Annotated in this window: 27 protein-coding genes and 2 tRNA genes; 13 read left to right on the forward strand and 16 right to left on the reverse strand. The window is 69.7% G+C overall.

The annotated features are described in order from the left end of the window. Positions 1–155: 155 nt before the first annotated feature. The 3 genes from mtnC to KBY95_RS03255 are packed head-to-tail and all read right to left on the reverse strand — an operon-like array spanning position 156 to position 2642. On the reverse strand, positions 156–1511 hold the full coding sequence (mtnC, locus tag KBY95_RS16360; RefSeq protein WP_315858885.1) for an acireductone synthase: 1356 nt from the start codon (positions 1509–1511) through the stop codon (positions 156–158). Between the two features lie 45 nt (positions 1512–1556). After that, positions 1557–2405: a DNA-formamidopyrimidine glycosylase gene (locus KBY95_RS03250; protein ID WP_254963293.1), complete on the reverse strand. Its 849-nt coding sequence runs from the start codon at positions 2403–2405 to the stop codon at positions 1557–1559. Positions 2406–2432: 27 nt separating this feature from the next. Next, complete coding sequence (locus KBY95_RS03255) at positions 2433–2642, reverse strand: photosystem I reaction center subunit IV (protein ID WP_254963294.1); 210 nt, start codon at positions 2640–2642, stop codon at positions 2433–2435. Between the two features lie 140 nt (positions 2643–2782). Between KBY95_RS03255 and KBY95_RS03260 the strand changes: the two genes are divergently transcribed. After that, positions 2783–3814: a hypothetical protein gene (locus KBY95_RS03260; protein WP_254963296.1), complete on the forward strand. Its 1032-nt coding sequence runs from the start codon at positions 2783–2785 to the stop codon at positions 3812–3814. Between the two features lie 75 nt (positions 3815–3889). Further along, positions 3890–5386 (forward strand): ATP-dependent DNA helicase RecQ, encoded by a 1497-nt coding sequence (locus KBY95_RS03265; RefSeq protein WP_254963297.1) that lies wholly within the window; start codon positions 3890–3892, stop codon positions 5384–5386. 22 nt (positions 5387–5408) lie between these two features. Here the strand turns inward: KBY95_RS03265 and KBY95_RS03270 are convergent, their stop codons facing one another. The 6 genes from KBY95_RS03270 to KBY95_RS03295 form a co-directional block, all read right to left on the reverse strand. Beyond that, positions 5409–6440: a LysM peptidoglycan-binding domain-containing protein gene (locus KBY95_RS03270; protein ID WP_254963298.1), complete on the reverse strand. Its 1032-nt coding sequence runs from the start codon at positions 6438–6440 to the stop codon at positions 5409–5411. An 83-nt stretch (positions 6441–6523) separates the two neighbouring features. Further along, positions 6524–7948 (reverse strand): aldehyde dehydrogenase family protein, encoded by a 1425-nt coding sequence (locus KBY95_RS03275; RefSeq protein ID WP_254963299.1) that lies wholly within the window; start codon positions 7946–7948, stop codon positions 6524–6526. Positions 7949–8006: 58 nt separating this feature from the next. Next, positions 8007–8588 (reverse strand): hypothetical protein, encoded by a 582-nt coding sequence (locus KBY95_RS03280; RefSeq protein WP_254963300.1) that lies wholly within the window; start codon positions 8586–8588, stop codon positions 8007–8009. A gap of 50 nt (positions 8589–8638) precedes the next feature. Further along, positions 8639–9376, reverse strand: coding sequence for a GAP family protein (locus KBY95_RS03285; protein WP_254963301.1), 738 nt, complete (start codon positions 9374–9376; stop codon positions 8639–8641). Positions 9377–9490: 114 nt separating this feature from the next. Beyond that, positions 9491–9562 (reverse strand) — tRNA-Thr (locus KBY95_RS03290). A gap of 11 nt (positions 9563–9573) precedes the next feature. Further along, a tRNA-Tyr gene (locus KBY95_RS03295) sits at positions 9574–9655 on the reverse strand. A gap of 42 nt (positions 9656–9697) precedes the next feature. On the opposite strand from KBY95_RS03295, the gene aroQ reads away from it, so the two are divergent. Both aroQ and KBY95_RS03305 read left to right on the forward strand, forming a co-directional pair. Then, positions 9698–10135, forward strand: coding sequence for a type II 3-dehydroquinate dehydratase (aroQ, locus tag KBY95_RS03300; protein WP_254963302.1), 438 nt, complete (start codon positions 9698–9700; stop codon positions 10133–10135). Beyond that, positions 10132–10728: a tRNA-(ms[2]io[6]A)-hydroxylase gene (locus tag KBY95_RS03305; RefSeq protein WP_254963303.1), complete on the forward strand. Its 597-nt coding sequence runs from the start codon at positions 10132–10134 to the stop codon at positions 10726–10728. Before aroQ ends, KBY95_RS03305 begins: the two co-directional genes overlap by 4 nt. 9 nt (positions 10729–10737) lie before the next feature. Here the strand turns inward: KBY95_RS03305 and KBY95_RS03310 are convergent, their stop codons facing one another. Next, complete coding sequence (locus KBY95_RS03310; RefSeq protein ID WP_254963304.1) at positions 10738–11307, reverse strand: acireductone dioxygenase; 570 nt, start codon at positions 11305–11307, stop codon at positions 10738–10740. Between the two features lie 100 nt (positions 11308–11407). On the opposite strand from KBY95_RS03310, the gene cobI reads away from it, so the two are divergent. After that, positions 11408–12118, forward strand: a complete 711-nt coding sequence (cobI, locus tag KBY95_RS03315) for a precorrin-2 C(20)-methyltransferase (RefSeq protein ID WP_254963305.1) — start codon at positions 11408–11410, stop codon at positions 12116–12118. A 43-nt stretch (positions 12119–12161) separates the two neighbouring features. Continuing rightward, positions 12162–12800: a DUF4079 domain-containing protein gene (locus KBY95_RS03320; protein WP_254963306.1), complete on the forward strand. Its 639-nt coding sequence runs from the start codon at positions 12162–12164 to the stop codon at positions 12798–12800. Here KBY95_RS03320 and dusB read toward each other — a convergent pair. Then, on the reverse strand, positions 12760–13809 hold the full coding sequence (gene dusB, locus KBY95_RS03325; protein ID WP_254963307.1) for a tRNA dihydrouridine synthase DusB: 1050 nt from the start codon (positions 13807–13809) through the stop codon (positions 12760–12762). The genes KBY95_RS03320 and dusB overlap by 41 nt on opposite strands. A 17-nt stretch (positions 13810–13826) precedes the next feature. Between dusB and KBY95_RS03330 the strand changes: the two genes are divergently transcribed. The 7 genes from KBY95_RS03330 (at position 13827) to proC (ending at position 19162) form a co-directional block, all read left to right on the forward strand. Next, complete coding sequence (locus tag KBY95_RS03330; RefSeq protein ID WP_254963308.1) at positions 13827–14375, forward strand: DUF1823 family protein; 549 nt, start codon at positions 13827–13829, stop codon at positions 14373–14375. Between the two features lie 27 nt (positions 14376–14402). Continuing rightward, positions 14403–15767, forward strand: a complete 1365-nt coding sequence (der, locus tag KBY95_RS03335) for a ribosome biogenesis GTPase Der (RefSeq protein WP_254963309.1) — start codon at positions 14403–14405, stop codon at positions 15765–15767. A gap of 26 nt (positions 15768–15793) precedes the next feature. Further along, positions 15794–16747 (forward strand): energy-coupling factor transporter transmembrane protein EcfT, encoded by a 954-nt coding sequence (locus KBY95_RS03340; RefSeq protein WP_254963310.1) that lies wholly within the window; start codon positions 15794–15796, stop codon positions 16745–16747. A gap of 22 nt (positions 16748–16769) precedes the next feature. Continuing rightward, complete coding sequence (locus KBY95_RS03345; protein ID WP_190545283.1) at positions 16770–17036, forward strand: PipX family protein; 267 nt, start codon at positions 16770–16772, stop codon at positions 17034–17036. Further along, positions 17036–17722: a YggS family pyridoxal phosphate-dependent enzyme gene (locus KBY95_RS03350; protein WP_254963311.1), complete on the forward strand. Its 687-nt coding sequence runs from the start codon at positions 17036–17038 to the stop codon at positions 17720–17722. Before KBY95_RS03345 ends, KBY95_RS03350 begins: the two co-directional genes overlap by 1 nt. A gap of 74 nt (positions 17723–17796) precedes the next feature. Further along, positions 17797–18366, forward strand: a complete 570-nt coding sequence (locus KBY95_RS03355; RefSeq protein WP_254963312.1) for a cell division protein SepF — start codon at positions 17797–17799, stop codon at positions 18364–18366. Next, positions 18353–19162, forward strand: coding sequence for a pyrroline-5-carboxylate reductase (gene proC, locus KBY95_RS03360; protein ID WP_254963313.1), 810 nt, complete (start codon positions 18353–18355; stop codon positions 19160–19162). Before KBY95_RS03355 ends, proC begins: the two co-directional genes overlap by 14 nt. Positions 19163–19195: 33 nt before the next feature. Here proC and plsY read toward each other — a convergent pair whose 3' ends face one another. From plsY to KBY95_RS03385, 5 genes are read right to left on the reverse strand one after another with little or no spacing between them, the layout of a single operon-like run. Next, complete coding sequence (plsY, locus tag KBY95_RS03365) at positions 19196–19834, reverse strand: glycerol-3-phosphate 1-O-acyltransferase PlsY (protein ID WP_254963314.1); 639 nt, start codon at positions 19832–19834, stop codon at positions 19196–19198. A gap of 45 nt (positions 19835–19879) precedes the next feature. After that, entirely contained in the window at positions 19880–20818 is a 939-nt protein-coding gene (locus KBY95_RS03370; RefSeq protein WP_254963315.1) for a DUF3086 domain-containing protein, read from the reverse strand. Positions 20819–20849: 31 nt separating this feature from the next. Further along, positions 20850–21287, reverse strand: coding sequence for a DUF3119 family protein (locus tag KBY95_RS03375; RefSeq protein WP_254963316.1), 438 nt, complete (start codon positions 21285–21287; stop codon positions 20850–20852). Next, the gene (locus KBY95_RS03380; RefSeq protein WP_254963317.1) at positions 21284–22033 is read right to left on the reverse strand and encodes an ABC transporter permease; all 750 of its coding nucleotides are present in this window, start codon (positions 22031–22033) and stop codon (positions 21284–21286) included. Before KBY95_RS03380 ends, KBY95_RS03375 begins: the two co-directional genes overlap by 4 nt. Beyond that, a complete protein-coding gene (locus tag KBY95_RS03385) occupies positions 22030–23469 on the reverse strand; it encodes an MFS transporter (RefSeq protein ID WP_254963318.1) in 1440 nt (479 codons plus the stop codon). The genes KBY95_RS03380 and KBY95_RS03385 overlap by 4 nt, the downstream gene beginning before the upstream one ends. Between the last annotated feature and the right edge of the window lie 46 nt (positions 23470–23515).

Raw genomic sequence — 23515 nt, forward strand, 5'->3', positions numbered from 1 at the left:
CGAAAATAGCTCGATGCCAGGTAAAACTTCTTCTCTGCAGCAGCCGTCAGGCGTTGTGTGAGTCAGCGGCTCATCTGTGAGCTGCAGGAAAGGCCACCCGAGCAGGGTGGCTTTTCTATTGGCTGTCCTTTGGGATGGCGTGTGGACAATCGAACTCAAAGCACGATTTGTTCCAGGCTCGTGATCGCTTCAAACGGACCGGGATCCTTGGCGGGATTCTCCTGGCGCACACTGAAGCGGGTGTCCATCCCGGCGGCCTGGGCGGCTTCCAGTTCGCTCCTGGAATCGCTCACAAAAAGAATCGACGCTGGTGCCATCCCCAGCTCCTTGGCAATGGCGCCGTAGCTGGTGGCTTCGCCTTTGGGGCCCGTGCTGGTATCAAACCAATGGCTGAACAAACTCCGGAGATCACCGTCCGTGCTGTGTCGATAGAGCAGTTTCTGCGCTTTCACTGATCCCGAGGAATAGACAGCCAGCTGAAGCCCATCGGATCGCCAGGCGCGCAGGGATGGGGCCACATCGTCAAACAATGGACACCGCAGGGCGCCGCTGGCATACCCCTGGTCCCAGATCAGCCCCTGCAGTTCCTTCAACGCGGGAAGTTTGCGGTCGTGATCGATCAGCGACTGAAGGAAACGCAGCCGTTCCTCGTGGGTTGGCGCCCTTCGCGATGACTCTGGATCGCCTGCGTCTTCTGCGGCCATGGCCCCATCAATGGCCTGGAGCAAGGGAGCAAGCGCAAGCTTGTGAGCTTCGCTACGCAGAAAGCCATCCAGGTGCTGCCGGGCATAGGGGAAGAGCACCTGGCTCACGAAGGGCACCGGACAGGTGGTGCCTTCGATGTCGAGCAGGACAGCCCTGATCTCTTGCCTCTGGGGCTTCATCTGTCCCAGGCTCTCCAGGAGCAGGCGCCGCCATCGTTGCTCCAACAGCCACTCCAGGATCTCCAGATGCCGACGCGCCTGGGCAAGATCGCTTCCCCAGGAGTAGAGGCCGTGCCCGCCGATCAGCAGTCCCTGGGGAGCCGCTGCGAGCAGGGGGCCGGCGGTGGCGCTGAGTCGGGCCAGGTCCTGATCGTTGGCCAGCACCGGCAGCTTCACCCGGCTGCAATGGCTGCCGATGCCCTCCAGCCCCTTGAGCATTTCCAGGCCCTGCAGCAGCAAAGATCCCGATGGCTCCTGGTCCCCCAGGCACCAGTCGGAGAGCAAGGTGGCGGACTGGGAGTGGGTATGCAGCACGGCGCCGGCGCCGGTGCGGGCCACGATCTCCAGATGCAGCAGGGTTTCGGCGCTGGCCCGGCCTTCGCCCGCCACCACAGTCCCAACAGCGTCCACCGTGATCAGTTCTTCCGGCAGAACGGAGCCCTTGTCGACGCCGCTGGGGGCCATCAGCAGGGTCAGGGGGTCACGGGCCAGTACGCAGCTGAAGTTGCCTCCGGTGCCATCGCACCAGCCGCGGGCGTGGAGGTCCGCCATGGTGCGGCTCAGCTGGTCGGCAAGGGCGCTGGTCACGCGGGTTGGGGAATAAGGGGATGGATGGGGGCTGGGCGCTGGCCGTCAGTTCTGGCAGCTGGGACACCAGTGGCTACTGCGCCCCCCCAGCTTCTCGCGCAGGATCTCCGTGCCGCAACGGCGGCAGGGTGATCCGCTACGGCGATAGACCCAGGCCTGCCCGCCGTAGTTGCCGTTGGTGCCCTGCAGGTCACGGAAGTCGCTGAAGGTTGTGCCCCCGGCGCCGATGCTGGTTTCCAGGACATCCACGAGGGACGAGCGCAGCCGTTCCAGGTCGTTCCGCCCGAGGCGGCCGCTGGGGGTCTGGGGCCGGATCCCTGCTGTGAACAGGGATTCATCGGCATAGATGTTTCCCACCCCCGCCACCAGCGATTGGTCGAGAAGGGCGTTCTTGATCGGTCGCCGTGAGCCCTTCAGGCGCTCACGCAGGTAAGCGCCCGTGAAGTCCTCCCCGAACGGTTCAGGGCCCAGACGCTGCAGCCCGGTGATCACGGCTTTGTCGGCGACCCCAGGCGGGATCCACCACATCTGGCCGAAGCTGCGGGTGTCGACGAAGCGCAGCTCCTCGCCGGCTCCGTTCCAGACGCGCACCCGGGTGTGGGGGCAGGGGGGGCGCTCCTCGGCCAGCCAGAGGAACTGGCCGGTCATGCGCAGGTGCACACCCCAGCGGCCGGCTGCGCTGCCGCCTGGCGTTTCGAGATCGGCCAGCAGATACTTGCCCCGGCGGTGCCATTGGCCCACACGAAGGCCCCGAAGGGCCCTGCAGAAGGCAGCAGGGTCTTCGGGGCTTGCGATGGCACGGGCCCTGAGCACTTCGACGCGGTCGATCAGGAAACCGTGTGTCTGTTGCTCAAGGCCCCGTCGAACGGTTTCGACTTCCGGGAGCTCGGGCATGCCCGGATCGTAGGGCTGGCGCGAAACTCAGGCCTTGACGAGTTCGCTCTCGGCGAAGTTGTTGGTGTTGATGCCGCCGTCGGAGCCGCTGTAACCGTTGTAGTTCACCTTGTCGAAGCGAACGACAACGGGATAGCGGATGCCGGAGGTGTCAACCGATGCCACGGTTCCGACTTCGTTGAACCAGTAGGACTCCGGACGCTTGATCCGTACTTTGTCGCCGCGGGAGATGGCCATCGCTGGGCTGGAAGATCGGGTGGTCTGCGCAGCGACACTACCGGTGAACCGGGGCCGGCGCCCAGGCGATGTCACGGTTCGTTGCCGGCCCCGTGGCAGCATCCCCGAACCCACCGCCGGCCTCGCCGATGGTTCCGTCCATGGCCTTACCCGAGGCCCCCCTGTTGAGCCTGGATCTGCCCGATCCGGAGAGCGACAGCCTCAGCACGATGGAGTTCCTGGCCCGGCTTGAAGAGGCTTGGGCCGTCTGCGATCGCTTCGATCTGCAAACCGAAATCTGGCGCGGCCGCATCCTGCGCTCGGTGCGTGACCGGGAACGGCGCGGCGGCGAGGGGCGTGGCACCGGCTTCCTGCAGTGGCTGCGGGAGCGGGAGATCAGCAAGACCCGCGCCTACACCCTGATCCAGCTGGCGGAGTCGGCCGATGGTCTGGTGGGCGAGGGGCTGCTCGATGAGGGCAGCGTCAACAACTTCTCCAAGCGGGCCTTCCTGGAAACGGCCCAGGCGGATCCTGAGGTCCAGCAGATGATCAGTGAGGCGGCCAACGAGGGCCAGCAGATCACCCGCAAGCAGGTGCGCCGCCTCACCGACGAGTTCACCGCCGCCACCAGCCCCCTGCTGCCGGAGGAGATCCGCCAGCGCACCGCCGACAACCTCCTGCCTCCCCGGGCCGTGGCGCCCCTGGTGCGGGAACTGGCCAAGCTCCCCGAGGAACAGCAGAACGACCTGCGCCGTGTCCTGCGGGAGGAACCTGAGCTGGAGCGGGTGAAGGATGTGACCCTGACCGCCCGCTGGCTCAGCAAGGCGGCCGAGGCGGGGCTGGCGGTGAGAGCGTTCCAGCAGGGCAATCTCGACCTGGAGAAGGCCCTGCAGGAAGCCCAGCGCCTTGATGCCCTCGGCCTCCTGGCCGACGCGGTGGGCCAGGCCCAGGCGCTCGAGAGCGCCGTGCTCAAGCTGCACACCAGCTGGCGCCGGCTGGGGGGGCTGCAGGAACGTCTCTGGGTGGAGAGCGGCAGCAGCACCCCCCATCTGCGGGAGCTGCTCACGGTGTTGCAGAGCCTCAGCGGCACCACCATGCGGGTCTCCCTGGGGGAACTGGCCGGTGGCAAGCGGGTGCGTCTGCAGCTGGTGGAGGAATCCCCCGACCAGATGGAGCCGCCCCCACTGCCCTGAAGTCTGCTGCCCTGAGGTGGCAGCCACCACATCTGGTGGGAGCTAGGGTCTGGCGGTACCAGCGCTGGAGTCAGCTTGGGGTCTGATCCCCTCGGCGAGAGCCTGCGGCGCCACTTCGGCTGGGAGAGCTTCCGGCCTGGGCAGCGGCCGGTGGTGGAGGCGTTGCTCTCTGGCCGCGACTGTCTGGCGGTGTTGCCCACCGGAGCGGGCAAGTCGCTCTGCTTCCAGCTCCCCGCCCTGGTGCGGGATGGCCTGGTGGTGGTGATTTCTCCCCTGGTGGCCCTGATGCAGGACCAGGTGAGTCAGCTCCAGGCCCGGGGCATTCCGGCGGCCTGCCTGCATCGGGGGCTGGAGCTGGGCGAGCGGCGCCAGCTGCAGCAGCGCCTGGCGGCCAACCGTCTGCGGCTGCTTTATCTGGCGCCCGAGAGGGTCCAGGCGGAGGCCACCCGCCAGTTGCTTGAGGAGGCCCTTGAAACAGGCCGGCTGGTGGCCCTGGCGGTGGACGAGGCCCATTGCATCAGTGCCTGGGGCCACGATTTCCGCCCCGACTACCGGCGGCTTGGGCAGCTGAGGGCGCTGTGTCCGGGCGTGCCGCTGGTGGCCCTGAGCGCCACCGCCGCGCCCCAGGTGCGGGCCGACATCATCCGCCTGCTGCAGCTGCGGCGGCCCCTGGTGCAGGTCCGCTCGGCCCGCCGGGCCAACCTCGCTTACACCATGCGGCGGCGGCCGGCGGACCCCCTGGACGAGGTGGTGGGGGCGATCGGCCAGGCCAGTGGGGCGGTGCTCATCTATGCCCGCACCCGTCGCTCGGTGGAGCAGTGGGCCACGCGGCTGACCGCGGCCGGGGTGGAAGCGATCGCTTATCACGCCGGCATGGACCCCGAGAGCCGCCAGCTGGCCCTGCGCCATTTCCAGGAGCATCCCTCACCGGTGCTGGTGGCCACCGTCGCCTTCGGCATGGGAGTTGACCGGCCGGATGTGGGGCTGGTGCTGCACCTCGACCTGCCGGCCAGTGCCGAGGGCTATCTGCAGGAATCGGGGCGGGCCGGCCGCGATGGCCAGCCCGCCCGTTGCCTGGTGCTCTTCGATCCTGCCGACCGCACCAGCCTCGGCTGGGCGATGCGCTCCGCCGGCCAGCAGCTGCCGCCGGATCAGCGGCTGCTGGAGCGCCACAGGCTCGAACTGGCCCAGCAGCAACTGCGGCGCATCGAAGCGGTGGCCGAAGGCGAGGGGTGCCGGGAGCAGGCCCTGCTGCTGGCGGTGGGGGAGCTCTCTCCCCCCTGTGGCCGTTGCGACAACTGCCAGTCGACACCACGCGCCAACGACTGGGCCCACCAGGCCGCCGTGCTGCTCTCGGCCGTGGAGGAACGCAGCGGCCGCGACCTGCGCAGCCTGGCCGAGGACCTGGCCGGTGGCCACGCCAGTGAGGAACCCTCCTGGGCCTGGCTGGCCCGCCGGCTGGTGCAGGAGGAGCTGATCAGCGAAAGCGACGATGGTGCCCAGCGCCTCTACCTGCGGCCGGTGGGCCGTAGCTACCTGAAGGACCCCTGGCCCCTGCGCTGGTCGGCCTGAGGGGAGGCGTCATGTCCCCCGTTCAGCTGCCCCGCGACTTGCAGAGGTCGGCGACCAGCTGCTGCTCGAAATCGGCCTGGGGATCATCCCAGCTCTTCCACTGGCCCGCCTGGCTGGTGGCATTGAGCTTGCGGGCACTGCAGTTGACGGCCAGGTAAAGCGACTCCCCCTGGGAATTGAGGGTGGGCGCCACCATGCTTCCGCCCATGGGCTGCCAGTTGGCCCAGTCCACCTGCAGGGGGCCATAGTTGCGCCAATCGGGCTTGCCGGGGGTGGCCGTGGTGGCCGGCCGGGGGGCTGCCGCCACCACGGCCGGCTGGGGTTTCGCGGCCGGTGCCGGGGTGGCACGGGCGACGGTGGGGGCCGGCTGGCTGGCGGGAGTTGGTCGGGCCGCCGGCTTGGCCGCCGCCGGTGCTGGCTTGGCGGCTGGTTTGGCGGCAGGAGTGGGCTTAGCGGCAGCGGCGGGTCTGGCGGCCGGCTTCACGCTCGGGGCGGCAGCCGGTTTGAGCCGCAGGCGGGTGCCGGACTCGACGAAGTTGGGATTGCTGATGCGGTTGATCGCGATCAGCTGCTGCATGGGGACGCCGTAGCCGTCGGCGATCTGCGACAGGCTTTCGCCGCTGCGGACCACATGCTCGGAGGCCTTGCGGTTGAAGCCGGAGGCTGGGCTGGAGCCGCGGGAGGTGGACGGCACCACCAGCTTCTGGCCGGCTTCAATGTGGTCGGCCTTGCTGAGACCGTTGAGCTGCATCAGGCGGCTGACGGTGATGCCATGGCGGTCGGCGATTTCGGAGAGGGTTTCCCCCGGGGCCACCGTGAGGTTGCCACCGGCGGCCCGGGGGCGAACGGCGCCGCCCGGCAAGGTCAGGGTCCGGCCGGCTTCGACCAGATCGGGATCGCTGATCCCGTTCACCTTCATCAGCGTGGACACGCTCACCCTGTGGCGGGCGGCGATGTCGGAGAGGGTCTCACCGGGCTTGACGGTGACCTGGGCGGCCAGAGCCGGCAGCGGCAACACCATGGCTAGAGCCAAGGCGAAGAGGGGGCGGCGCATGGGCACTAGGGATAGCTGCTCGCACGTTAAGGTCCATAGCCCGGCCCGCCCAGCCCCCCCTGACGATTGGCGGATGCTGGTCCTCAGCCCATCAGGCGCCGGATCAGGCCGAGCTTGCCGGCGTAGGGGGGATAGCGGATCGGGGGATCGGGCCGTAATGGCCGGGTGATCACACCCCGCTGGTGGGAGAAGGTGAGGAAGCCAGCTTCCCCGTGGTAGGCCCCCATGCCGCTGGGGCCGATGCCGCCGAAGGGCAGGCTGGCCATGCCCCCCTGAATCACCACGTCATTGACCACAACGCTGCCGGAACTGGTGCCCGCCAGCACCCGTTCCCGCTCCGCTGCGCCGCCGCCGAACAGGTAGAGGGCCAGGGGCTTGGGGTTTCGGCGCACCAGCGCCAGGGCTTCCTCCAGGCTGCCCACCGACAGCAGCGGCAGGATCGGGGCGAACAGCTCCTCCTGCATCAGCGGGTCGCTGTGGGGCTCGTTCACCGCCACCAGGGTGGGTTCGATCGTCCGATTGGCTGCATCGGAGCGACCGCCCAGCAGCACCTGGCCCCTGTCCCTGGCCTGGGCCAGAAGCGCTTCGAGGCGCTCGAAGCGCCCGGCGCCCACGATCTGCCCCAGGTCAGGGCTGGCGAGGGGATCCTGGCCATAGAGAGCCTGCACTTGCCCATGGAAGGCTGCCACCAGGGCGTCCCGCACCCCTGGCAGCACCAGCACGTGGTTAGGAGCGAGGCAGGTCTGGCCGGCGTTGAGGCAGCGTCCCCACAGCAACCGGCGGGTCGTGATGGCCGGATCCGCGTCGTCCAGCACGATCACCGGGTTCTGGCCCCCCAGCTCCAGGGTGACGGGGGTGAGATGGCGGGCGGCGGCGGCCATCACCAGCCGCCCCACCCGCTCGCCACCGGTGAAGAGGATGTGGTCGAAGCGTTCCTCCTCCAGCAACCGATTGGCCACGGCCCCATCGCCGCAGACCACCTGGACCACCTCGGGTGGGAAGTGGCTGGCCAGGAGCTCCGCCAGCAGGTCCGCCGAAGCCGGGCTCTGCTCGGAGGGTTTGAGCACGGCGGTGTTGCCGGCGGCCAGGGCATGCAGCAGGGGGTGGAGGCAGAGATCGAAGGGATAGTTCCAGGCGCCGATGATCAGAACGCAGCCCAGGGGCTCGGCCCGCACTACCCCCTGGCCAGGCCAGGCCCACAGGGGCAGCGAGCGTCGGCGGGGACGCATCCAGCCGGCCAGGTGGCGCCGGGTGTGGCGCAACTCCTGGCGCAGGGGCGCCAGCTCGAACGTGGCCTCCACCTCGGGACGACCCAGATCGCTGGCGAGGGCTTCCACCATCCTTGGGGCCGCCGTCTCCAGCAGGCGATCGAGGCGCTGGAGTTGCGCCAGCCGCCAGGCCAGGGGGCGGCTGGAGCCCCCCTCCACCAGCTGCCGCATGGCTGCCACCGGCAAGGGCAGGAGCGAGGGGCTGGTGTCTGGGCTGGTGGGAGCGGCCGGAGTGGTCATGGCTTGGGCCCTTTCCACCCAGGCTGGCAAACTCCGCCCCGGGCGCGTCCGGGGCTGTTCAGCCGTTGCCGCTGCCGCAGCCGGCCAGGAACACCGCCCGCCTGAGGTTGTCGATCCTGGGCGAACCGGGTCCTTCGAAGGCGTAGAGCAGGGCCAGTCCCAGGCTGAGGTCGTCGCGATCGAACGCCAACTGAATCGCGGCCCACCAGGCGACGGGATCGCTTCCCAGGCTGTCCAGATCCTTCTGGGCCCGGTCCATCCGGCTTGCTGGATCCCCCTCCAGCACGATGAGGGCGTAATCGTCGGCCTGAACGCCCTGGGGCCGCAGCAGCAGCACCAGCCGCTGACCCGGGCGCATCGGGGCCAGGGGCCAGGGGATCGGGCCCTCAATGGGTTCCCCCGGCAAAGCACGCCGCTGCCACAGCAGCTCGCCCTCCCGTTCGATCCTGACCTCCTCCAGGGGTTCGGTGCTGAGGATCGTGGGTGAGGCGATGGCCACGGCGGCCACCGCTTCCCCCTGGGTGTTGAGCGCAAGCCGGGGGGTCAGCACGCAGACCGTGCTGGCCCGAAGCGGGGCTCCGCAGGAGACCAGGGCCAGACCGAGGCCGATCGCCAGGCAGGTCCGGCGGACGGCGGACAACAACGGAATACAGGGGAACAGGGATCTGTGACGCTAACGGCCGCCGCCGCTCACCCGGCCAGGGTCATCAGGTTCAGCCCATGCAGCCCCTCGACCAGCAGGTAGGCCCCCAGCACCAGGGCCAGCACACCCACGAGCCATTCGGCCTTGTGCTGCAGCCAGTCCTCAAGACGCGTGATCGGCTCGCGGATCGCCCCGCCGCTCAGCAACCAGGCCAGGGGAGGCAGGAGCAGCAGGGAGCTGGCCATCAAGGTGAACAGCCCCGTCACCTCGGCATCGGCGGTGAGGCCGGGGTCGTTGAGCAGCAACAGGCCGGCTTCTTTGAGATAGAAGACCAGATTCTCCGGAGTCAGCAGGGCGCTGGTGGCACCGATCAGCACCAGGGTGAAGGTGCTGAAGTCGGGCAGCTGGTTCATCAGCCGCAGGGCCATGCCTTCTTCGCCGATGTTGGCCTGGGGAGTCAGCTGGTAGAGCCCCAGGCCAACCAGAGCGCCGGCCCCGAGCAGGTCGATCAGCACCTGCTCCCGTTCCCCATGGCTGAGGCTGATGGAGAACGCTTCGCCCAGCACCATCAGGAGCACAATGGCCAGGGCATTGGCGGCGGCCCAGCCCGTCACGTAGGCCATGGCCCGCTGCAGCGGCGAGCGGCCCAGCAGCAGCAGGGTGACCACCGCAATGTGCAGGGGGCTGAAGGCGATGCCGATCCCGAACAGGGACGACTGGGTGATCAGGGTCGGAGAGAGGAGCGCGGGGACGCCGAGGCAGGAGAGGGACAGGAGGGGCGGCAAGCAGACCGTCCGGAAAGCTGGGGCCCTGCATTCTGGGCCTGCTAGAGGCCCGGCGCGACGGAACGTTCAGCCCAGGTGGGTGACCATCTCGAAGGGAAGGGGGCTGGAGGAAAAAGCCCTTGACGAGATTTGAACTCGTGACCTCTCCCTTACCAAGGGAGTGCTCTACCACTGAGCTACAAGGGCATGTGGAAAGGTGGGCCGGGTTGGATTTGAACCAACGTAGGCAGAGCCAGCGGATTTACAGTCCGCCCCCATTAACCACTCGGGCACCGACCCGAACCACACCTTCAGAACTTACCAGCCGACCTTCCACCCCCCATGCGCCTGCTCGTGCTCCATGGCCCCAACCTCAACCTGCTTGGCCAGCGGGAGCCAGGCCTTTACGGCAGCAGCAGCCTGGCGGCGATCGATGCCGCCCTGGAGCAGCAGGCCGCGGACCTGGGGGTGGAGCTCGCCTGCTTCCAGAGCAACCATGAGGGGGCCCTGGTGGACCGCATCCAGCAGGCCGGCGCCTGCGACGGGATCCTGATCAACGCCGCTGCCTACACCCACACCTCGGTGGCGATCCGCGATGCCCTGCTGGCCGTGTCCCTGCCCTTCGTGGAGGTGCATCTGAGCAACACCCACGCCCGCGAGAACTTCCGCCATCGCTCGCTGCTGGCCGATCGGGCCCTGGGGGTCATCTGCGGCTTCGGCCCCACCAGCTATCGCCTCGGCCTGGAGGGCCTGGTGGCTTACCTGCGGGCGGCGGCATGAACGGCACCATGCCCCGGGTGAAGTGGCTGGCCGCCCCCAGCAGTGCCGCCTGGCTGGAGCAGGCCCTGGCCCACCCCGAACTGCTGCTGATTGACCATGCCCACTGTGAGCGCAAGGCGGCTGGCGCCGCCCTGCAGCTGATGTTCCGCTATCCCTCCGATGGGGAGCTGGCGGCCGTGCTCAGCCCCCTGGCCCGGGAGGAACTGGAGCACTTCGAGCGGGTGCAGGCCCTGCTGGAGCGGCGGGGCCTCGCCCTGCGGGCCCTGGCCGCCCCGCCCTACGGCGCCGCCCTGGCGGCCCTGGTGCGACGCAAGGAGCCGGAGCGCCGGCTCGACAGCTTTCTGGTGGCGGGGCTGATCGAAGCCCGCAGCCATGAGCGCATGGCCCTGCTGGCCGCCCACAGCCCCGTCCCGGAACTGCGGGACCTTTACGGCGACCTGCTGGCCAGTGAGGCGCGTCATTTCGGCCTGTACTGGGTGCTGTGCGAACGGGGCTGGCCCCGGGCGGAGGTCATCGATCGGCTCGCAACGCTGGCCCACCACGAAGCGGCCATCCTCGCCACCCTCCATCCCCAGCCGCGCATGCACAGCTGAGGCGGGCCCTCAGGCTGCGGCAGCGAGCACCTGCTCCAGCAGGGGGAAGCGTGTCGCGATCGGATCGCCGGTAAAGCTGGCCACCCAGCCCTCGCTGTTGTTGAAGAAGCGCAGGGCGCAGAAGCTGGGGCGCTCGCCGGTGTCGAACCAGTGGGGGGTGCCGGCGGGCACGCCGATCCAGTCACCCTGCTCGCAGACCACCTGCACCACGTCGCCGGCGAGGTGCAGGCAGAACAACCCACAGCCCTCGACGAAGAAGCGCACCTCGTCTTCGGCGTGGGTGTGCTCGGAGAGGAATTTCGCCCGCAGGGCAAGCCGGTCCGGGTGGTCGGGGCCGAGGCGGATGGCATCCACCGTCCGGTAGCCCCCTTCGGCCTGGACCCGGGCGATCTCAGCGGCATAGGCGGCCAGGATCGCCGCCTGGTCGGCGTCGGCCGACAGGTCCACCGGTGTGGCCCAGCGCTCGAAGCGCACGCCCCTGGACCCCAGTTCGCGCGCAATCGTCTCTGCGTCGCTGCTTTGCACCAGCGGAGCGTCGTGGCCGCCGCCTGTGGCGGCGCGGATCACCAGGTGGGTCATCGGAGCGCTCCAGGGCGTTCAGGGAAACTGCAGCCTAGAAAGACACGACGCCGAGCTCACCGCCATCGCTGACCGTGCCCCCAGCGCCGGCCTCACCCTGGTGGGGGTGGGTCCCGGTGATCCCGATCTGCTCACCATCGCCGCGGTGCGTGCCATCGAATCCGCCCACACCGTGGCCTACCCGGTGGCCCGCGAAGGGGCCGTGGGCATGGCGGCCAGTGTGGCCGAACCCTGGCTCGCCCCAGGGCAGCGCCGTTTGCCCCTGGTGTTTCCGATGGTGGCGGCGGCCGAGCCCCGCCGGCAGGCCTGGCATGACGCCGCCGACCGGCTGGCCGCCGAGGTGGCGGACGAGCGGGCGGTGGTGTTGCTGTGCGAGGGCGACGTGTCTCTCTTCGCCAGCAGCAGCTATGTGTTGCTGGCCCTGCGGGATCGCCATCCCGCCCTGCCGGTGCGTCTGATTCCCGGCATCAGCGCCGTGGCGGCGGCGGCGGCAGCCGGGGCCTGGCCCCTGGCGCTGCAGCAGGAGGGACTGCTGATCCGGCCCACCCCGGAGCAGCCCGCTGCGCTGGAGGCGTTGCTGGCCCAGGCGGCGGCCGGGGGTTGGGTGCTGGCCCTGCTCAAGCTGGGGGGCCGCTGGCCCTGGGTGCGCCCCCTGCTGGCCGAGCGGGGTCTGCTGGCGGAGGCGCTGTTTGCCCAGCGGGTGGGCTGGCCCGATCAGCAGCTGTGCCCGGCGGCCCAGGTGCCGGCCACTGAGGCGCCCTACTTCTCCCTGCTGCTGGTCCGGCAAGGGTGGCCGTCGGTGCTTCCATGACCGTTCGCGTTTTGCCCCGCCCTTGCCGATGCCTACTGCCGGGATGACCGCCTCCGGGATGGGCGCCACTGACTGGTTCGCCCTGCTTCACCCGGTGCTGATCATCCTGTTCGTCTATCCGGTGGTGGGCGCCACCATCCGGCTGGGGATTCTGGCGCGGGAGCGCCGCCTCGACATCAATCCCCTGCCGCCGACGGTGGGGGTGGAGCACACCGACCACGGCCGCTGGGTGACCTCGGGTGTGGTGGTAGCCGTGCTGATCGCCATGGCCGCCACCTACGCCAGGGGGGGCGCCGCCGGCAGCGGCAGTTCGGCTGCGGCGCTGCTGCTGGCCGGGGTGGGCTGCCTGGTGAGTTGCGTGGCCCTGTGGCGGGCCAAGGGTGCCTGGCTGCGGGCCGGATTTGCTCTGATCTGCTGGCTCGGGCTGCTGACCCTGGGAAGCCAGCCCGCCCTGTGGCACCTGGGCCGCAGTCCCTTTGACGGCCCGGTGTGGGGCTCCCACTACTGGAGTGGGGTGCTGCTGTGCGGCCTGCTGCTGTTCGCCATGGCGGCCGCCCCCGAGACCCTGCGCTCCCCCCGGATGCGGCGGCTGCACGTCAGCGCCGCTTTCCTGACGGCCCTGCTGCTGGCCGTGCAGGCCATCAGCGGCAGCCGGGACCTGCTGGGCATGGCCCTGGGGTAGAGATGTCCAGTTCCGCCCGGTGCAGCAGTTCGAGGGCGCTCTCCAGGCTGGGGGTCACCATCAGCTCCCGGCGCAGCTGGGCCGCGCCGGCGAAGCCCTGGCAGGTCCAGCCCAGGTGCTTGCGGGCGATCAGCAGCCCCTGATCGCCCCGGGCGGCCACCAGCGCCTCCAGGTGCTCCCTGGCCAGGGCGATCCGGGCGTGGCTGTCGGGCTCTGGGGGCAGGGGCCGGCCGGCGAGGGCCGCGGCGATGCGCCCCACCAGCCAGGGCTGCCCCAGGCTGCCCCGTCCCACCATCACCCCGTCGGCGCCGGTGACGGCCAGGCAGCGCAGGGCCTCCTCCGGGTTGGTGATGTCGCCGTTGGCGATCAGCGGTATCCGCAGGGCCGCCTTCACCTGGCCGATCGCCCCCCAATCGGCCCGGCCGGAGAAGCCCTGCTCCCGGGTGCGGCCGTGCAGGGTCAGGGCGCTGGCGCCGGCGTTCTGCAGGGCCAGCGCGAAGCCCACCGGATCGGCACTGGCCCCGCACCAGCCCAGCCGGGTCTTCACCGTCACCGGCAGGCGCACCGCCGCCACCACGGCCGCGACGATCCGCAGGGCCAGGTCGGGCTGGCGCAGCAGGCCGCTGCCGCCGCCCTTGCGGGCGATCTTGCGCACCGGACAGCCCATGTTGATGTCGATCAGCCAGGCCCCGGCGGCCTCGGCCCGGCGGGCCGCCTCCGCCATGGCCTCGGGCCGGTGGTCGAACAGCTGGACCCCGACAGGGCCGGGGTCCTGGTCGAGGGCCTCCATCTTGGCGCCGCCGTGGCCCAGCTCCAGGGCCGTGGCGTTCACCATCTCGGTGAACAGGAGCGCCTCGGGGGCCCAGCGGCGCACCAGTCCGCGGAAGATGCCGTCGCTCACCCCCGCCAGAGGCGACTGCAGCACCCGGCAGGTGAGCAGCCTGTTGGTGCCGTTGCCGTCCAGGCGCAGGGGGCCGGTGGGGCAGGGATGGCTGACGGGCGTGGGCATGCTGGGGCCAGTCTCGGATGCCAGCTGCCGCCTTGGACTCCTCCGCCGCCCCCGCCTTCCCCCCCGAGCCCGACGCCGCCCCTGGGCCGTTTCCGCTCAGTCGCGCCTTGCTGGAGGCGGTGCTGGATGACCGCACCAGCGATCACTTCGTGTGCCGGTTGATCTGGCCGCGGCTGGGCTACGGCCCCGACGCCGAGGGCCACCGCTGGCGGGCCGGACCCGACACCCCGCCGGCCTGGGCCGAGGCCTTTCCCCTGGCGCCGGAGCTGATCGCCGAACGCCCGGCAAGCGTGCGGCTCACCCGCTCGATTCCTCCCGAGCACAAGCAACTGCTCAAGCAGCAGCTGGGTTTCGCCGGATACCGCATCGGCGGGCTCTACCCCCGCCGCACCCGGCGGGCCACGGCGGTGAACTGGTTGCTGGCCCACCTGGCCGTGCGGGGGGAACCGCTGCCGGACACAGGGCCGCTGCCGGAGCTCCTGGATCCGCCCGGCGATCCGGTGGCTGGCCACCCTGGGGATCTGCCGGTGGGTGGAGTCGACGGTCCCTCTGTAGGGTCTATGTAACGCATCCGTCGTAAGGAATAAGTCAGATTGGCGCTACCCGTCGTCGCCGTGATCGGCCGCCCCAACGTGGGCAAGTCCACCCTGGTCAACAGGCTCTGCCGCAGCCGTGAGGCCATCGTTCACGATCAGCCCGGTGTGACCCGGGACCGCACTTATCAGGAGGGCTTCTGGGGCGACCGCACCTTCCGGGTGGTGGACACCGGCGGTCTGGTGTTCGATGACGACAGCGAATTCCTGCCCGAGATCCGGGAGCAGGCCAACCTGGCCCTGGCCGAGGCGTCGGTGGCCGTGGTGATCGTGGACGGCCAGCAGGGAGTCACCGCTGCCGATGAATCCATCGCCGAGTGGCTGCGGGGCCAGTCGGTGCCGGTGCTGCTGGGGGTGAACAAGTGCGAATCCCCCGACCAGGGCCTGGCGATGGCGGCCGACTTCTGGGGCCTGGGCCTGGGCGAACCCCACCCCATCTCCGCCATCCACGGCGCCGGCACCGGCGACCTGCTCGACCGGGTGATCAGCTTCCTGCCGGCCACCAACGAGACGGAGGGGCCCGAACCGATCCAGCTGGCGATCATCGGCCGCCCCAACGTGGGCAAGTCGAGCCTGCTGAATGCCATCTGCGGCGAGAACCGGGCCATCGTCAGCCCGATCCGCGGCACCACCCGCGACACCATCGACACCACTCTTGAGCGAGAGGGTCTCCCCTGGAAGCTGATCGATACTGCCGGCATCCGGCGCCGGCGCAGTGTCGACTACGGCCCGGAGTACTTCGGCATCACCCGCAGCTTCAAGGCGATCGAGCGCAGCGATGTCTGCGTGCTGGTGATCGACGCCCTCGACGGCGTCACCGAGCAGGACCAGCGACTGGCGGGCCGGATCGAGGAGGACGGTCGCGCCTGCGCGGTGGTCGTCAACAAGTGGGACGCCATCGACAAGGACAGCCACACCATGAGTGCCATGGAAAAGGAGCTGCGCGCCAAGCTCTATTTCCTCGACTGGGCGCCGATGCTGTTCACGTCCGCCCTCACCGGCCAGCGGGTGGAGAGCATCTTCGCCATTGCTGCGGTGGCCGTGGAGCAGCACCGCCGCAGGGTGAGCACCTCGGTGGTGAACGAAGTGCTGCAGGAGGCCCTGCGCTGGCGTTCGCCCCCCACCACCCGCGGCGGCCGCCAGGGCCGGCTCTACTACGGCACCCAGGTGGCGACACGCCCCCCCAGCTTCACCCTGTTCGTCAACGACCCCAAGCTCTTCGGCGACACCTATCGCCGCTACGTCGAGCGCCAGATCCGCGAGGCCCTGGGCTTTGAGGGATCGCCGGTGCGTCTGTTCTGGCGCGGCAAGCAGCAGCGCGACGCTGAGAAGGAGCAGGCTCGCCATCAGAGCAGGGGCGGCTGAGGTAGATGGTCGGGGACTTGGCCTGAATGGACTGGTTGCGGCAATTGCCGATCGGGCAGTACGTCGATGACGGCGATGCCCGTGGCGAGGGTGGCGGCAGCTGGCTGAAGCGGCTTGATCCGCGGGTGAAGCTGGTCTGGACGGTGGCGTTCCTGGTGACGCCGATCCTGGCCGGACCGTTTTGGCGCCTGGCTCTGGTGGGACTGCTGTTGCTGATCACCGCTGTCAGTGGCCTGCCCTGGCGCCTCTGGCGGCAGAGCTTGCCGCTGCTGATCGCCCTGGCGCTGGTGGTGGGTCTGCTGAGCGCCCTGTTGCCTGCCGGAGGGGGGGCGCCGGCCAGCCTCCAGCGTCCCCCCGGCGAGCTGCGATTGGTCCCCGGATCTCCCGGTGCTGCGGCCCCGTCGCGGGCCGGCCTGCCCTGGGAGCTGGTGCGCTGGGGCCCCGTGAGGGCCGGCTCCCTGGAGCTGGGCCCCCTGGTGGTGACACGCCGCTCCGCCGAACTCGGCATCAACGGCGCCACCCTGCTGTTCACCGTCATTCACAGCGCCAACCTGCTGCTGCTCTCCACCCCGCCCGAGGAACTGGTGTGGACCATCTCCTGGTGGCTGGGTCCCCTGAAGGCGCTGGGCTGGCCCGTGGAGCGCCTCGGTTTCACCTTGTTACTCTCCTTGCGCTTCCTGCCCTTGGTGCAGGAGGAGCTGCAGAACCTGCTGCGCTCAATCGCCACCCGGGCGGTGAATCTGCGCCGATTGGGATGGAAGGCCAGTCTGGGACTGGTGCTGGCCGTGGGAGAGCGGCTGCTGGCCAATGTGCTGTTGCGCTCCGAGCAGGGGGCCGAGGCCCTGATGGCACGGGGCGGACTGTGGCTCCCCCCCGACCGCCTGCATCAGCCGGCGGCCACCCCCAGTGGCGCCAGCCTGGCGGCGGTGCTGGCCCTGGTGGGCCTGCTGGCGCTGCGCTGGAAAGTCGGTGCCCTTTAATGGCCCCAGCCTGCAGGGAGACGTGAGCACGGAGCGCTATCTGAACCACCCCACCTTTGGGATGCTTTATCGGGTAGCGCCGGTGGCAGAGAGCCGCGACCTCTATGCCACCCTTTACGCCCAGCGCATCTTCTTCCTGGTCACGCTCCAGGAGCGGGGGGCCCATTTCGAGGTGATCCCCCTGATGGATGCCCGTCACTTCGCCGAACAGAACCTGGCCCGCTGCCGCCGCGAGGGTCCCGAGGTCCAGGCGCGCTGGCGCCAGCTCTTCGACCAGACCTTCATCTGATGGCAGAGGCGTCGCCGGCGGCGGCGGAAATGGTGGGCTCCACCCTGGAGCAGCGGCTGCAGGCCTTCCGGACGGCGCTACCCGCCACCACCCGGCTCCTGGCGGTGTCCAAGGGCCATCCAGCCGATCTGGTGCGTCAGGCGGCCGCCCTGGGCCAGCGCAGCTTCGGGGAAAGCCGGCTGCAGGAGGCCACCGCCAAGCAGGAGGTCCTGGCCGACCTGCCGGATCTCGACTGGCATTTCATCGGCCGGCTGCAGGCCAACAAGGCCCGCGCCGTGCTGCGCCGCTTCAGCACGATCCATTCCGTCGACAGCCTGGAGCTGGCCCAGCGGCTGCAGCGGATCGCCGCCGAGGAAGGGCGCTCCCCGGGGATCCTGCTGCAGGTGAAGTTCCGCCCCGACCCGGCGAAGACCGGGTTCGACCCTGCCGAGGTGCGTGCCCTGGGGGCCGACCTTGAGCGCCTGCAGCCCCTGCGTTGTCTTGGACTGATGACCATCGCCCCGGTGGGTCTCACCCCTGAGGCCCGCCTGGCCTTGTTCCAGGAATGTCGCGATCTGGCCGACGGGCTGGGCCTCCACGACTGCTCGATGGGGATGAGCGGCGACTGGCGTGAGGCCGTGGCAGCCGGCAGCACCTGGGTGCGCCTCGGCAGTGTTCTTTTTGGAAGTCGCCCAATCCAGTCATGAATGGGCCTTCGGATCTTGCCGGCTTGGATGTGGGACGCTATTCAAGGCCAAGCATCCCTCCCGAGGTCGACTCCGTGTCGTTGTTCTCCCGCCTGCGTGCCGTCGTCTCCGGTGACGACTATCTCGATGGCGACTTCGACGACGAACTGGACTACGACCCCGGCGATAGCGCCACCACCACCGCCGCCTCCACGGCCACCAGAAACCCCGGAGCCCTGGCGCTGAGCACGGATTTTTCCACCGACGATCCCTTCGCCGGAACCAACGTCATCGGCATGCCTGGGATCACCAGTGCCGTGGCTGAGGTGTGTCTGATGGAGCCGCGCAGCTTCGACGAAATGCCCCGCGCGATTCAGGCCCTGAGGGAGCGCAAGACCGTCATCCTCAATCTCACGATGATGGAGCCGGATCAGGCGCAGCGCGCTGTCGATTTCGTGGCTGGTGGCACCTTCGCCATCGACGGTCACCAGGAACGGGTGGGCGAAAGCATTTTCCTGTTCGCCCCCAGCTGCGTCACGGTCACCACCGCCGGTGGTGAGGATGCCGCCTCCCCCACCGTGGTCTCCGGGCGCACCGGCCCGGTCGACGACCAGCAAGACGCTGCCCCGAGCCCCGCCTGGGGCCGTTCGGATGCCATGGTCTGACACCTTCGGGATCGTGGGCCTGGGCCGCATGGCCCGGGCCCTGCTCCTGCCCCTGCTCGACAGCGGTCTGGTCGCGCCCGCCACGGTCCGGGCGGCGGTGGCCACCGAGGCCTCAGCTCAGCAGCTGACCGACGAGCTCGGCGTCCAGGTCTCCACCGATGCTGCCCAGGCCTGGTCGGCCTCCATCGTGCTGCTGGCGGTCAAACCCCAGCAGATCGAAGCGGTGGCCCCAGCAGCGGCTGTGGCGGCCCCGCCCGGCCGCGAGCCCCTGCTGATCTCCGTGCTGGCGGGGGTGCCGCTGCGACGGCTTGAGGCCCTGTTCCCGGGGCGGGCCTGCGTGCGGGCCGTTCCCAATACCCCGGCCTTGGTGCGGTCCGGCCTCACCGGTCTGAGCTGGGGTGAGGGAGTGAGCGAGGGTCGCCGCCAGGAGGTGCGCCAGCTGTTCGCCCAGGTGGGGGAGGTGCTTGACCTTCCCGAGCCCCAACTCGATCCCTTCCTGGCCCTCACCTCCTCCGGCCCCGCTTTCCTGGCCCTGGTGGCCGAATCCATGGCCGATGGGGCGGTGGCGGCGGGCTTGCCCCGGTCGCTGGCCAGCCATCTGGCCCACCGCACGATGGCGGGCACGGCGGCTCTCCTTCAAGGCCAGGAGCTGCACCCCGGCGCGCTCAAGGACATGGTGACCAGCCCCGCCGGCACCACGGCCGCCGGCCTGCGGGAGCTGGAGCGGGCCGGGCTGCGTTCCGCCCTGATCGAAGCCGTGCTGGCGGCGGCGGAGCGCAGCCGTCAACTGGCCTGAACCCTTTCAAGGCAGCGCCCCAACCCAGCCCGTTCAGCTGCGGCCGGCCCCCAGCTTCGGTTCGGTGCCGGCCATCAGCCGTTGCAGGTTGCTGCGGTGGCGCCAGAGCACCAGCGCTGTGGTGAGCAGGGCCAGGCTGAGGTAGGCCGGCCGCAGTCCGGAGGCGCCGAAGGAGCCGAGCATCAGCAGCGGCAGGGACAGGGCCGCCACCACGCTGGAAAGCGACACGATCCGGGTCAGGCTCAAGGTGGTGAGAAAAATGCCGAAACAGGCCAGTCCCACCGGCCAGGTCAGGCCCAGCAGCATGCCCAGGCCGGTGGCCACCGCCTTGCCGCCTTTCCAGCCCAGCCACAGCGGCCAGATGTGGCCCGCCAGGGCCGCCAGGCCCGCCGCTACCACCCCCCAGTCGCTTGTGGTGCTGAAGTCCCCGAGGGGTTGCAGCACCGCCTTGGCCAGCAGCACGGCCGCGGTGCCCTTCAGCACGTCGAGCAGGAACACCGCCAGCGCTGGACCTTTGCCCAGCACCCGCAGCACGTTGGTGGCACCGGTGGAGCCAGAGCCCTCCTGGCGCAGGTCAATGCCGGCGAGCCAGCGGCCCGCCAGCCAGCCGAAGGGAATCGAGCCCAGCAGGTAGCCCGCCGGCAGCAGGAGGAGATCGGGGAGGAAGGCCATGGGGGAAGGAAAGGGGTGCGCGCCGGGCCCACCGGTTTTGAAGGGTCAGTAAAGATCGGCTTCGGCGTCGATCTCACCGGGACTGGCCGCGAAGGCCAGCCACAGGGGGAACTGCAGGATCGGAATCTCGATCACCTGCTCGGCGGCATCGATCACGATGAAGGGCAGCTCGCCCCGTTCCTCGAGCCGGTCGGCCCGCTCGATCAGGGCATCGGGGCGCTCGAACAGCACGATGCCGCTGGCGGGGCCGAAGTCGTCACGGCTGAGCCCCAGGCAGTCCTGCAGCCCCCGGCGCCATTCCCCCAGCCGCTCCGGCTGGCTGGCCAGGACCAGGGTCTGGAAACGCTCGCCGTAGAGCTCCCCCAGGATGGCGATCGCCGCCGCCGCCGCCAGGGCGTTGCGGCTGCGGCTGCCGCCACTGGCCTGGGCGCCCCTCCCCCCCTGGGAAAGGAACCAGTCCTCCAGCCTGGTGGCGGCCGAAGGCTCCAGGGTGCGGCGCAGCTTCCAGGGATCGGCGTAGAAATCGGGCTGGCCGCCGAACTGCCCTAACCGCTCCCGGATCAGGTCAGCATCGTCGCTGAACAGGCCGGCAGCGGCGGGGGCCACGGCGGCCTCCCGGGCGTCGCCGCTCTCCAGGCCGCCCGGTGCCTGATCGAGGGGGGAGGGCTGAACCACCAGCGGTTGGACCACCAGCTCCATCTGCTCGGCCGCGGCGGCCAGATCCTGCAGGGCCCCCACCAGGTACTCCTGGAAGCCCTTGAGCCGCCGGGCGATGGCATCCGACTGGCCGGCGAAACTGCCAGCGATCTCCTGGTTGATCAGCTGCCGACGGGTTTCCAGCTGGCTGATCTCCCCCAGGAGTTCGTCACGGCGCTGCCTCAGCTCCGTCAGGGCCAGGTCGATCAGAACCCCATCACCGGTGGCGGGGTCCTGGGGGGTGGGTTCCGCTGGGTTGGAGGCGGGCGGTTCGGGTTGGTCGCTCATGGCAGGAAGGGATGCAAGGCAGCGGGGGGATTCAGGAGGGGGCGTGGGGAGCGGGGTTGGCGGATGGCAGGCGGAGCTCCAGCTGCTGCCGCAGGGCCGTGGCGTCGAACAGCATCGGCAGCAGATGGAGGCTCTTCTCCTCCCGGAAATAGAACAGCACCGGCAGGGCCGGCCACCAGACCCGCCAACCGATCCAGGCGTCGTAGGGGAAGCGGCGGATCACGGTGTCGCGGCGGGCCACCAGCAGGGCCTCCGGCGCGAAGCGCAACCGCAGCAGGGCTGTCTGCAGCAGCAGGAACAGCCCCATCACGCCCGTCCCCAGGGCCAGCCAGACAACGCCACCCCAGAGCGGCCGCAGGCCCAGCGAGGCGGCCGCCAGCAGCAGCACTCCAAGCGGTACCCAGAAGCGGGGCCGGAGAACCACCTCGTCAGCGGTGCTGTCCGGGGGGGAGGAGGGGGCGGTGGTCATTGGCCGAAGAGCAACTGGGTGAGCAGCACGTCGACGAGGGCGACGCTGACGAGAATCATGACCACGGCGCCAGTGGTGCTGGTGCCCACCTCCTTGGGTCCGCCCCGGGTGGTGAGCCCCCAGCCGCAGGCGATGACGGCGATCATCAGGCCGAACACCACCGCCTTGAGCAGCATTGAGGGGAGGTCGTCGGGCTTCATCCAGATCCTCACCGAGTTCCAGAAGACCGTCGGTGGAATGCTGTAGAGCAGCGTGCTGCTCACCTGGCCCGACCAGATCGCCATCCAGAAGAACAGCAGGCACTGCACGGGCGCCATCACCACCATGGCCAGCACCCGTGGCACCACCAGGTACTCCACCGGGTCGGTGCGCAGCATCGTGATGGCGTCGATCTGCTCGGTCACCTTCATGGTGCCCAGCTGGGCGGCATAGGCCGTGGCCACCTTGCCGGTGAGCAGGGTGGCGGTGAGCAGCGGCGCGATCTCCCGCGACAGGCCCAGGGCCAGAAGCCCTCCCACGGCGGAGCTGGCCCCTTGCTTGGAGAGTTCCGCCGCCACCTGGATGTTGAACACCGTGCCGGCGGCCAGGGCCGTGATCAGCACGATCAGGAAGCTGCCCGGCCCGGCTTCCAGCAGTTCCTGGATCAGATCAACCATGCCGATGCGGCCGCGGGCGATGGCGCTCACGGCCTGACCGCCGATCATCAGGCTGGCGCCCAGTCGCTGAAGCCACCGGGGTGGCTTCATGGTGTGGAGGCCGTCAGGGTCTCCGGGTGGGGGCCCCGCTCAGGCCAGCGCCGCATTACCACCAGACCCAGCACCACCAGCAGCGCCGGGATCAGGCCCATGCACATCCTGATCGCCAGCAGGGCGCTGTCGGGTTGGAGGATGCCCCGGGCCGCCTGGTAACCGCTGAGGCTCATCAGGTTGCCGAAGAAGAACAGGGCCAGGCTGATGCAGATCTTCTGGGTGAACACCATCCAGGCGCTGTAGAGCCCGGCGGGCTTCTCAGGATCGGCATCGATGGCGTCCGGCAGCAGGGCCCAGGGGATCAGGTAGGCGGTGGAGGCCCCCAGACCCACGATCAGGATCGTCACCACCAGGGCACAGAGCCGCAGCAGATTCCCTGCCGAGGCGGTTGGCCCGATCGTGGCATCAAGCGGCACCAGCAGCATGGCCATCAGGCAGGCGGCGATCCAGAGGGCGGCGCCCCAGTACAGGGCCGTGAGCCGACCGCGCTGCCGGGCGATGCCGGTCCAGAGCTGGAGCCCGATCAGGGTGCTGACCTGGAAGGGCAGCAGGATCCAGTTGCTCCAGCCGTCCGGCAGCCGCATCACCACCGGCAGAAAGATCAGCGCCGCCGTCTGCATGATCTGCAGGGCGCACCAGAGCAGCAGGTACAGACCCAGCACCATCTGGAAGCGTCCGTTGCTGCCGACCCGGGCGAGGAGCCGCCGTGTCGTTCCCCGCTGGCTCGTGGGCCGCTGGCAGTTTCGCGCCGCCGGGGCGATGCCCCAGCCACAGAGCAGGGTGGAGCAGGTGATCAGCACCCCCGAGATGATCCCCACCTGCAGGTAGCTGTCGGGGTTCTGGAGATCCTTCAGGAGCACCCCCCCCAGCACGATGCCCACCAGGCCGGCGATGATCGATCCGGTGAAGCGGGCGCTGTTGAGGCGGGTGCGCAGGTTGACGTTGGTGGTGAGTTCGGCGGCGAGGGCGGAATAGGGAAGGTTGACGCAGGTGTAAAGGCTGTTGGCCACCACGGAGATGGCCACGAAAAGGGCGAACTTGACCCATAGCCCCCCTGGTGGCAGCCACCACATCAGGGCCATGGCGAAGCCGAGGGGCACGGCACTGCCGAGGATCCAGGGCAGCCGGGGGCCCCAGGAGCTGCGCGTCTTATCACTCAGCCAGCCCACGATCGGGTCGTTGATGGCATCCCAGAGCCGCGACACCATCAGCACCAGGCCGGCCATCCAGGCCGGCAGACCGGCCGCTGAGGTGTAGAAGATGAACAGATAGAAGCCGATCAGGGAGGCGGCCATCCCCGTGCCAGCGTCACCCATGCCGTAGGCCAGCAGCACCCGGCGGCGTTCACCGGCAGGCAGGTCCGCCGTATCCACCACAGCCATCGGCAAGTCCGGCGCTGTCGGCGGCGGGGTGGACGGTGTGGGGGGGGTCAAACCTGGAGACGCTCAGGAGGGGATCTTCCGGTGTCGGTGATCCGGT

Origin of the sequence: Cyanobium sp. Aljojuca 7A6 (genome assembly GCF_024346455.1) — a bacterium.
Classification (GTDB): Bacteria; Cyanobacteriota; Cyanobacteriia; order PCC-6307; family Cyanobiaceae; genus Cyanobium.

Coding starts and splice junctions, on each gene's coding strand:
- KBY95_RS03350 (WP_254963311.1), top strand. CDS start 17,036: ATGGCAGAGGCGTCGCCGGCGGCGGCGGAAATGGTGGGCTCCACCCTG.
- KBY95_RS03320 (WP_254963306.1), top strand. CDS start 12,162: ATGACCGCCTCCGGGATGGGCGCCACTGACTGGTTCGCCCTGCTTCAC.
- KBY95_RS03330 (WP_254963308.1), top strand. CDS start 13,827: ATGCCAGCTGCCGCCTTGGACTCCTCCGCCGCCCCCGCCTTCCCCCCC.
- KBY95_RS03270 (WP_254963298.1), bottom strand. CDS start 6,440: ATGCGCCGCCCCCTCTTCGCCTTGGCTCTAGCCATGGTGTTGCCGCTG.
- KBY95_RS03380 (WP_254963317.1), bottom strand. CDS start 22,033: ATGAAGCCACCCCGGTGGCTTCAGCGACTGGGCGCCAGCCTGATGATC.
- KBY95_RS03250 (WP_254963293.1), bottom strand. CDS start 2,405: ATGCCCGAGCTCCCGGAAGTCGAAACCGTTCGACGGGGCCTTGAGCAA.
- proC (WP_254963313.1), top strand. CDS start 18,353: ATGCCATGGTCTGACACCTTCGGGATCGTGGGCCTGGGCCGCATGGCC.
- aroQ (WP_254963302.1), top strand. CDS start 9,698: ATGCGCCTGCTCGTGCTCCATGGCCCCAACCTCAACCTGCTTGGCCAG.
- KBY95_RS03340 (WP_254963310.1), top strand. CDS start 15,794: ATGGACTGGTTGCGGCAATTGCCGATCGGGCAGTACGTCGATGACGGC.
- KBY95_RS03255 (WP_254963294.1), bottom strand. CDS start 2,642: ATGGCCATCTCCCGCGGCGACAAAGTACGGATCAAGCGTCCGGAGTCC.
- KBY95_RS03310 (WP_254963304.1), bottom strand. CDS start 11,307: ATGACCCACCTGGTGATCCGCGCCGCCACAGGCGGCGGCCACGACGCT.
- KBY95_RS03370 (WP_254963315.1), bottom strand. CDS start 20,818: ATGAGCGACCAACCCGAACCGCCCGCCTCCAACCCAGCGGAACCCACC.
- dusB (WP_254963307.1), bottom strand. CDS start 13,809: ATGCCCACGCCCGTCAGCCATCCCTGCCCCACCGGCCCCCTGCGCCTG.
- KBY95_RS03305 (WP_254963303.1), top strand. CDS start 10,132: ATGAACGGCACCATGCCCCGGGTGAAGTGGCTGGCCGCCCCCAGCAGT.
- KBY95_RS03275 (WP_254963299.1), bottom strand. CDS start 7,948: ATGACCACTCCGGCCGCTCCCACCAGCCCAGACACCAGCCCCTCGCTC.
- KBY95_RS03375 (WP_254963316.1), bottom strand. CDS start 21,287: ATGACCACCGCCCCCTCCTCCCCCCCGGACAGCACCGCTGACGAGGTG.
- plsY (WP_254963314.1), bottom strand. CDS start 19,834: ATGGCCTTCCTCCCCGATCTCCTCCTGCTGCCGGCGGGCTACCTGCTG.
- KBY95_RS03260 (WP_254963296.1), top strand. CDS start 2,783: ATGGCCTTACCCGAGGCCCCCCTGTTGAGCCTGGATCTGCCCGATCCG.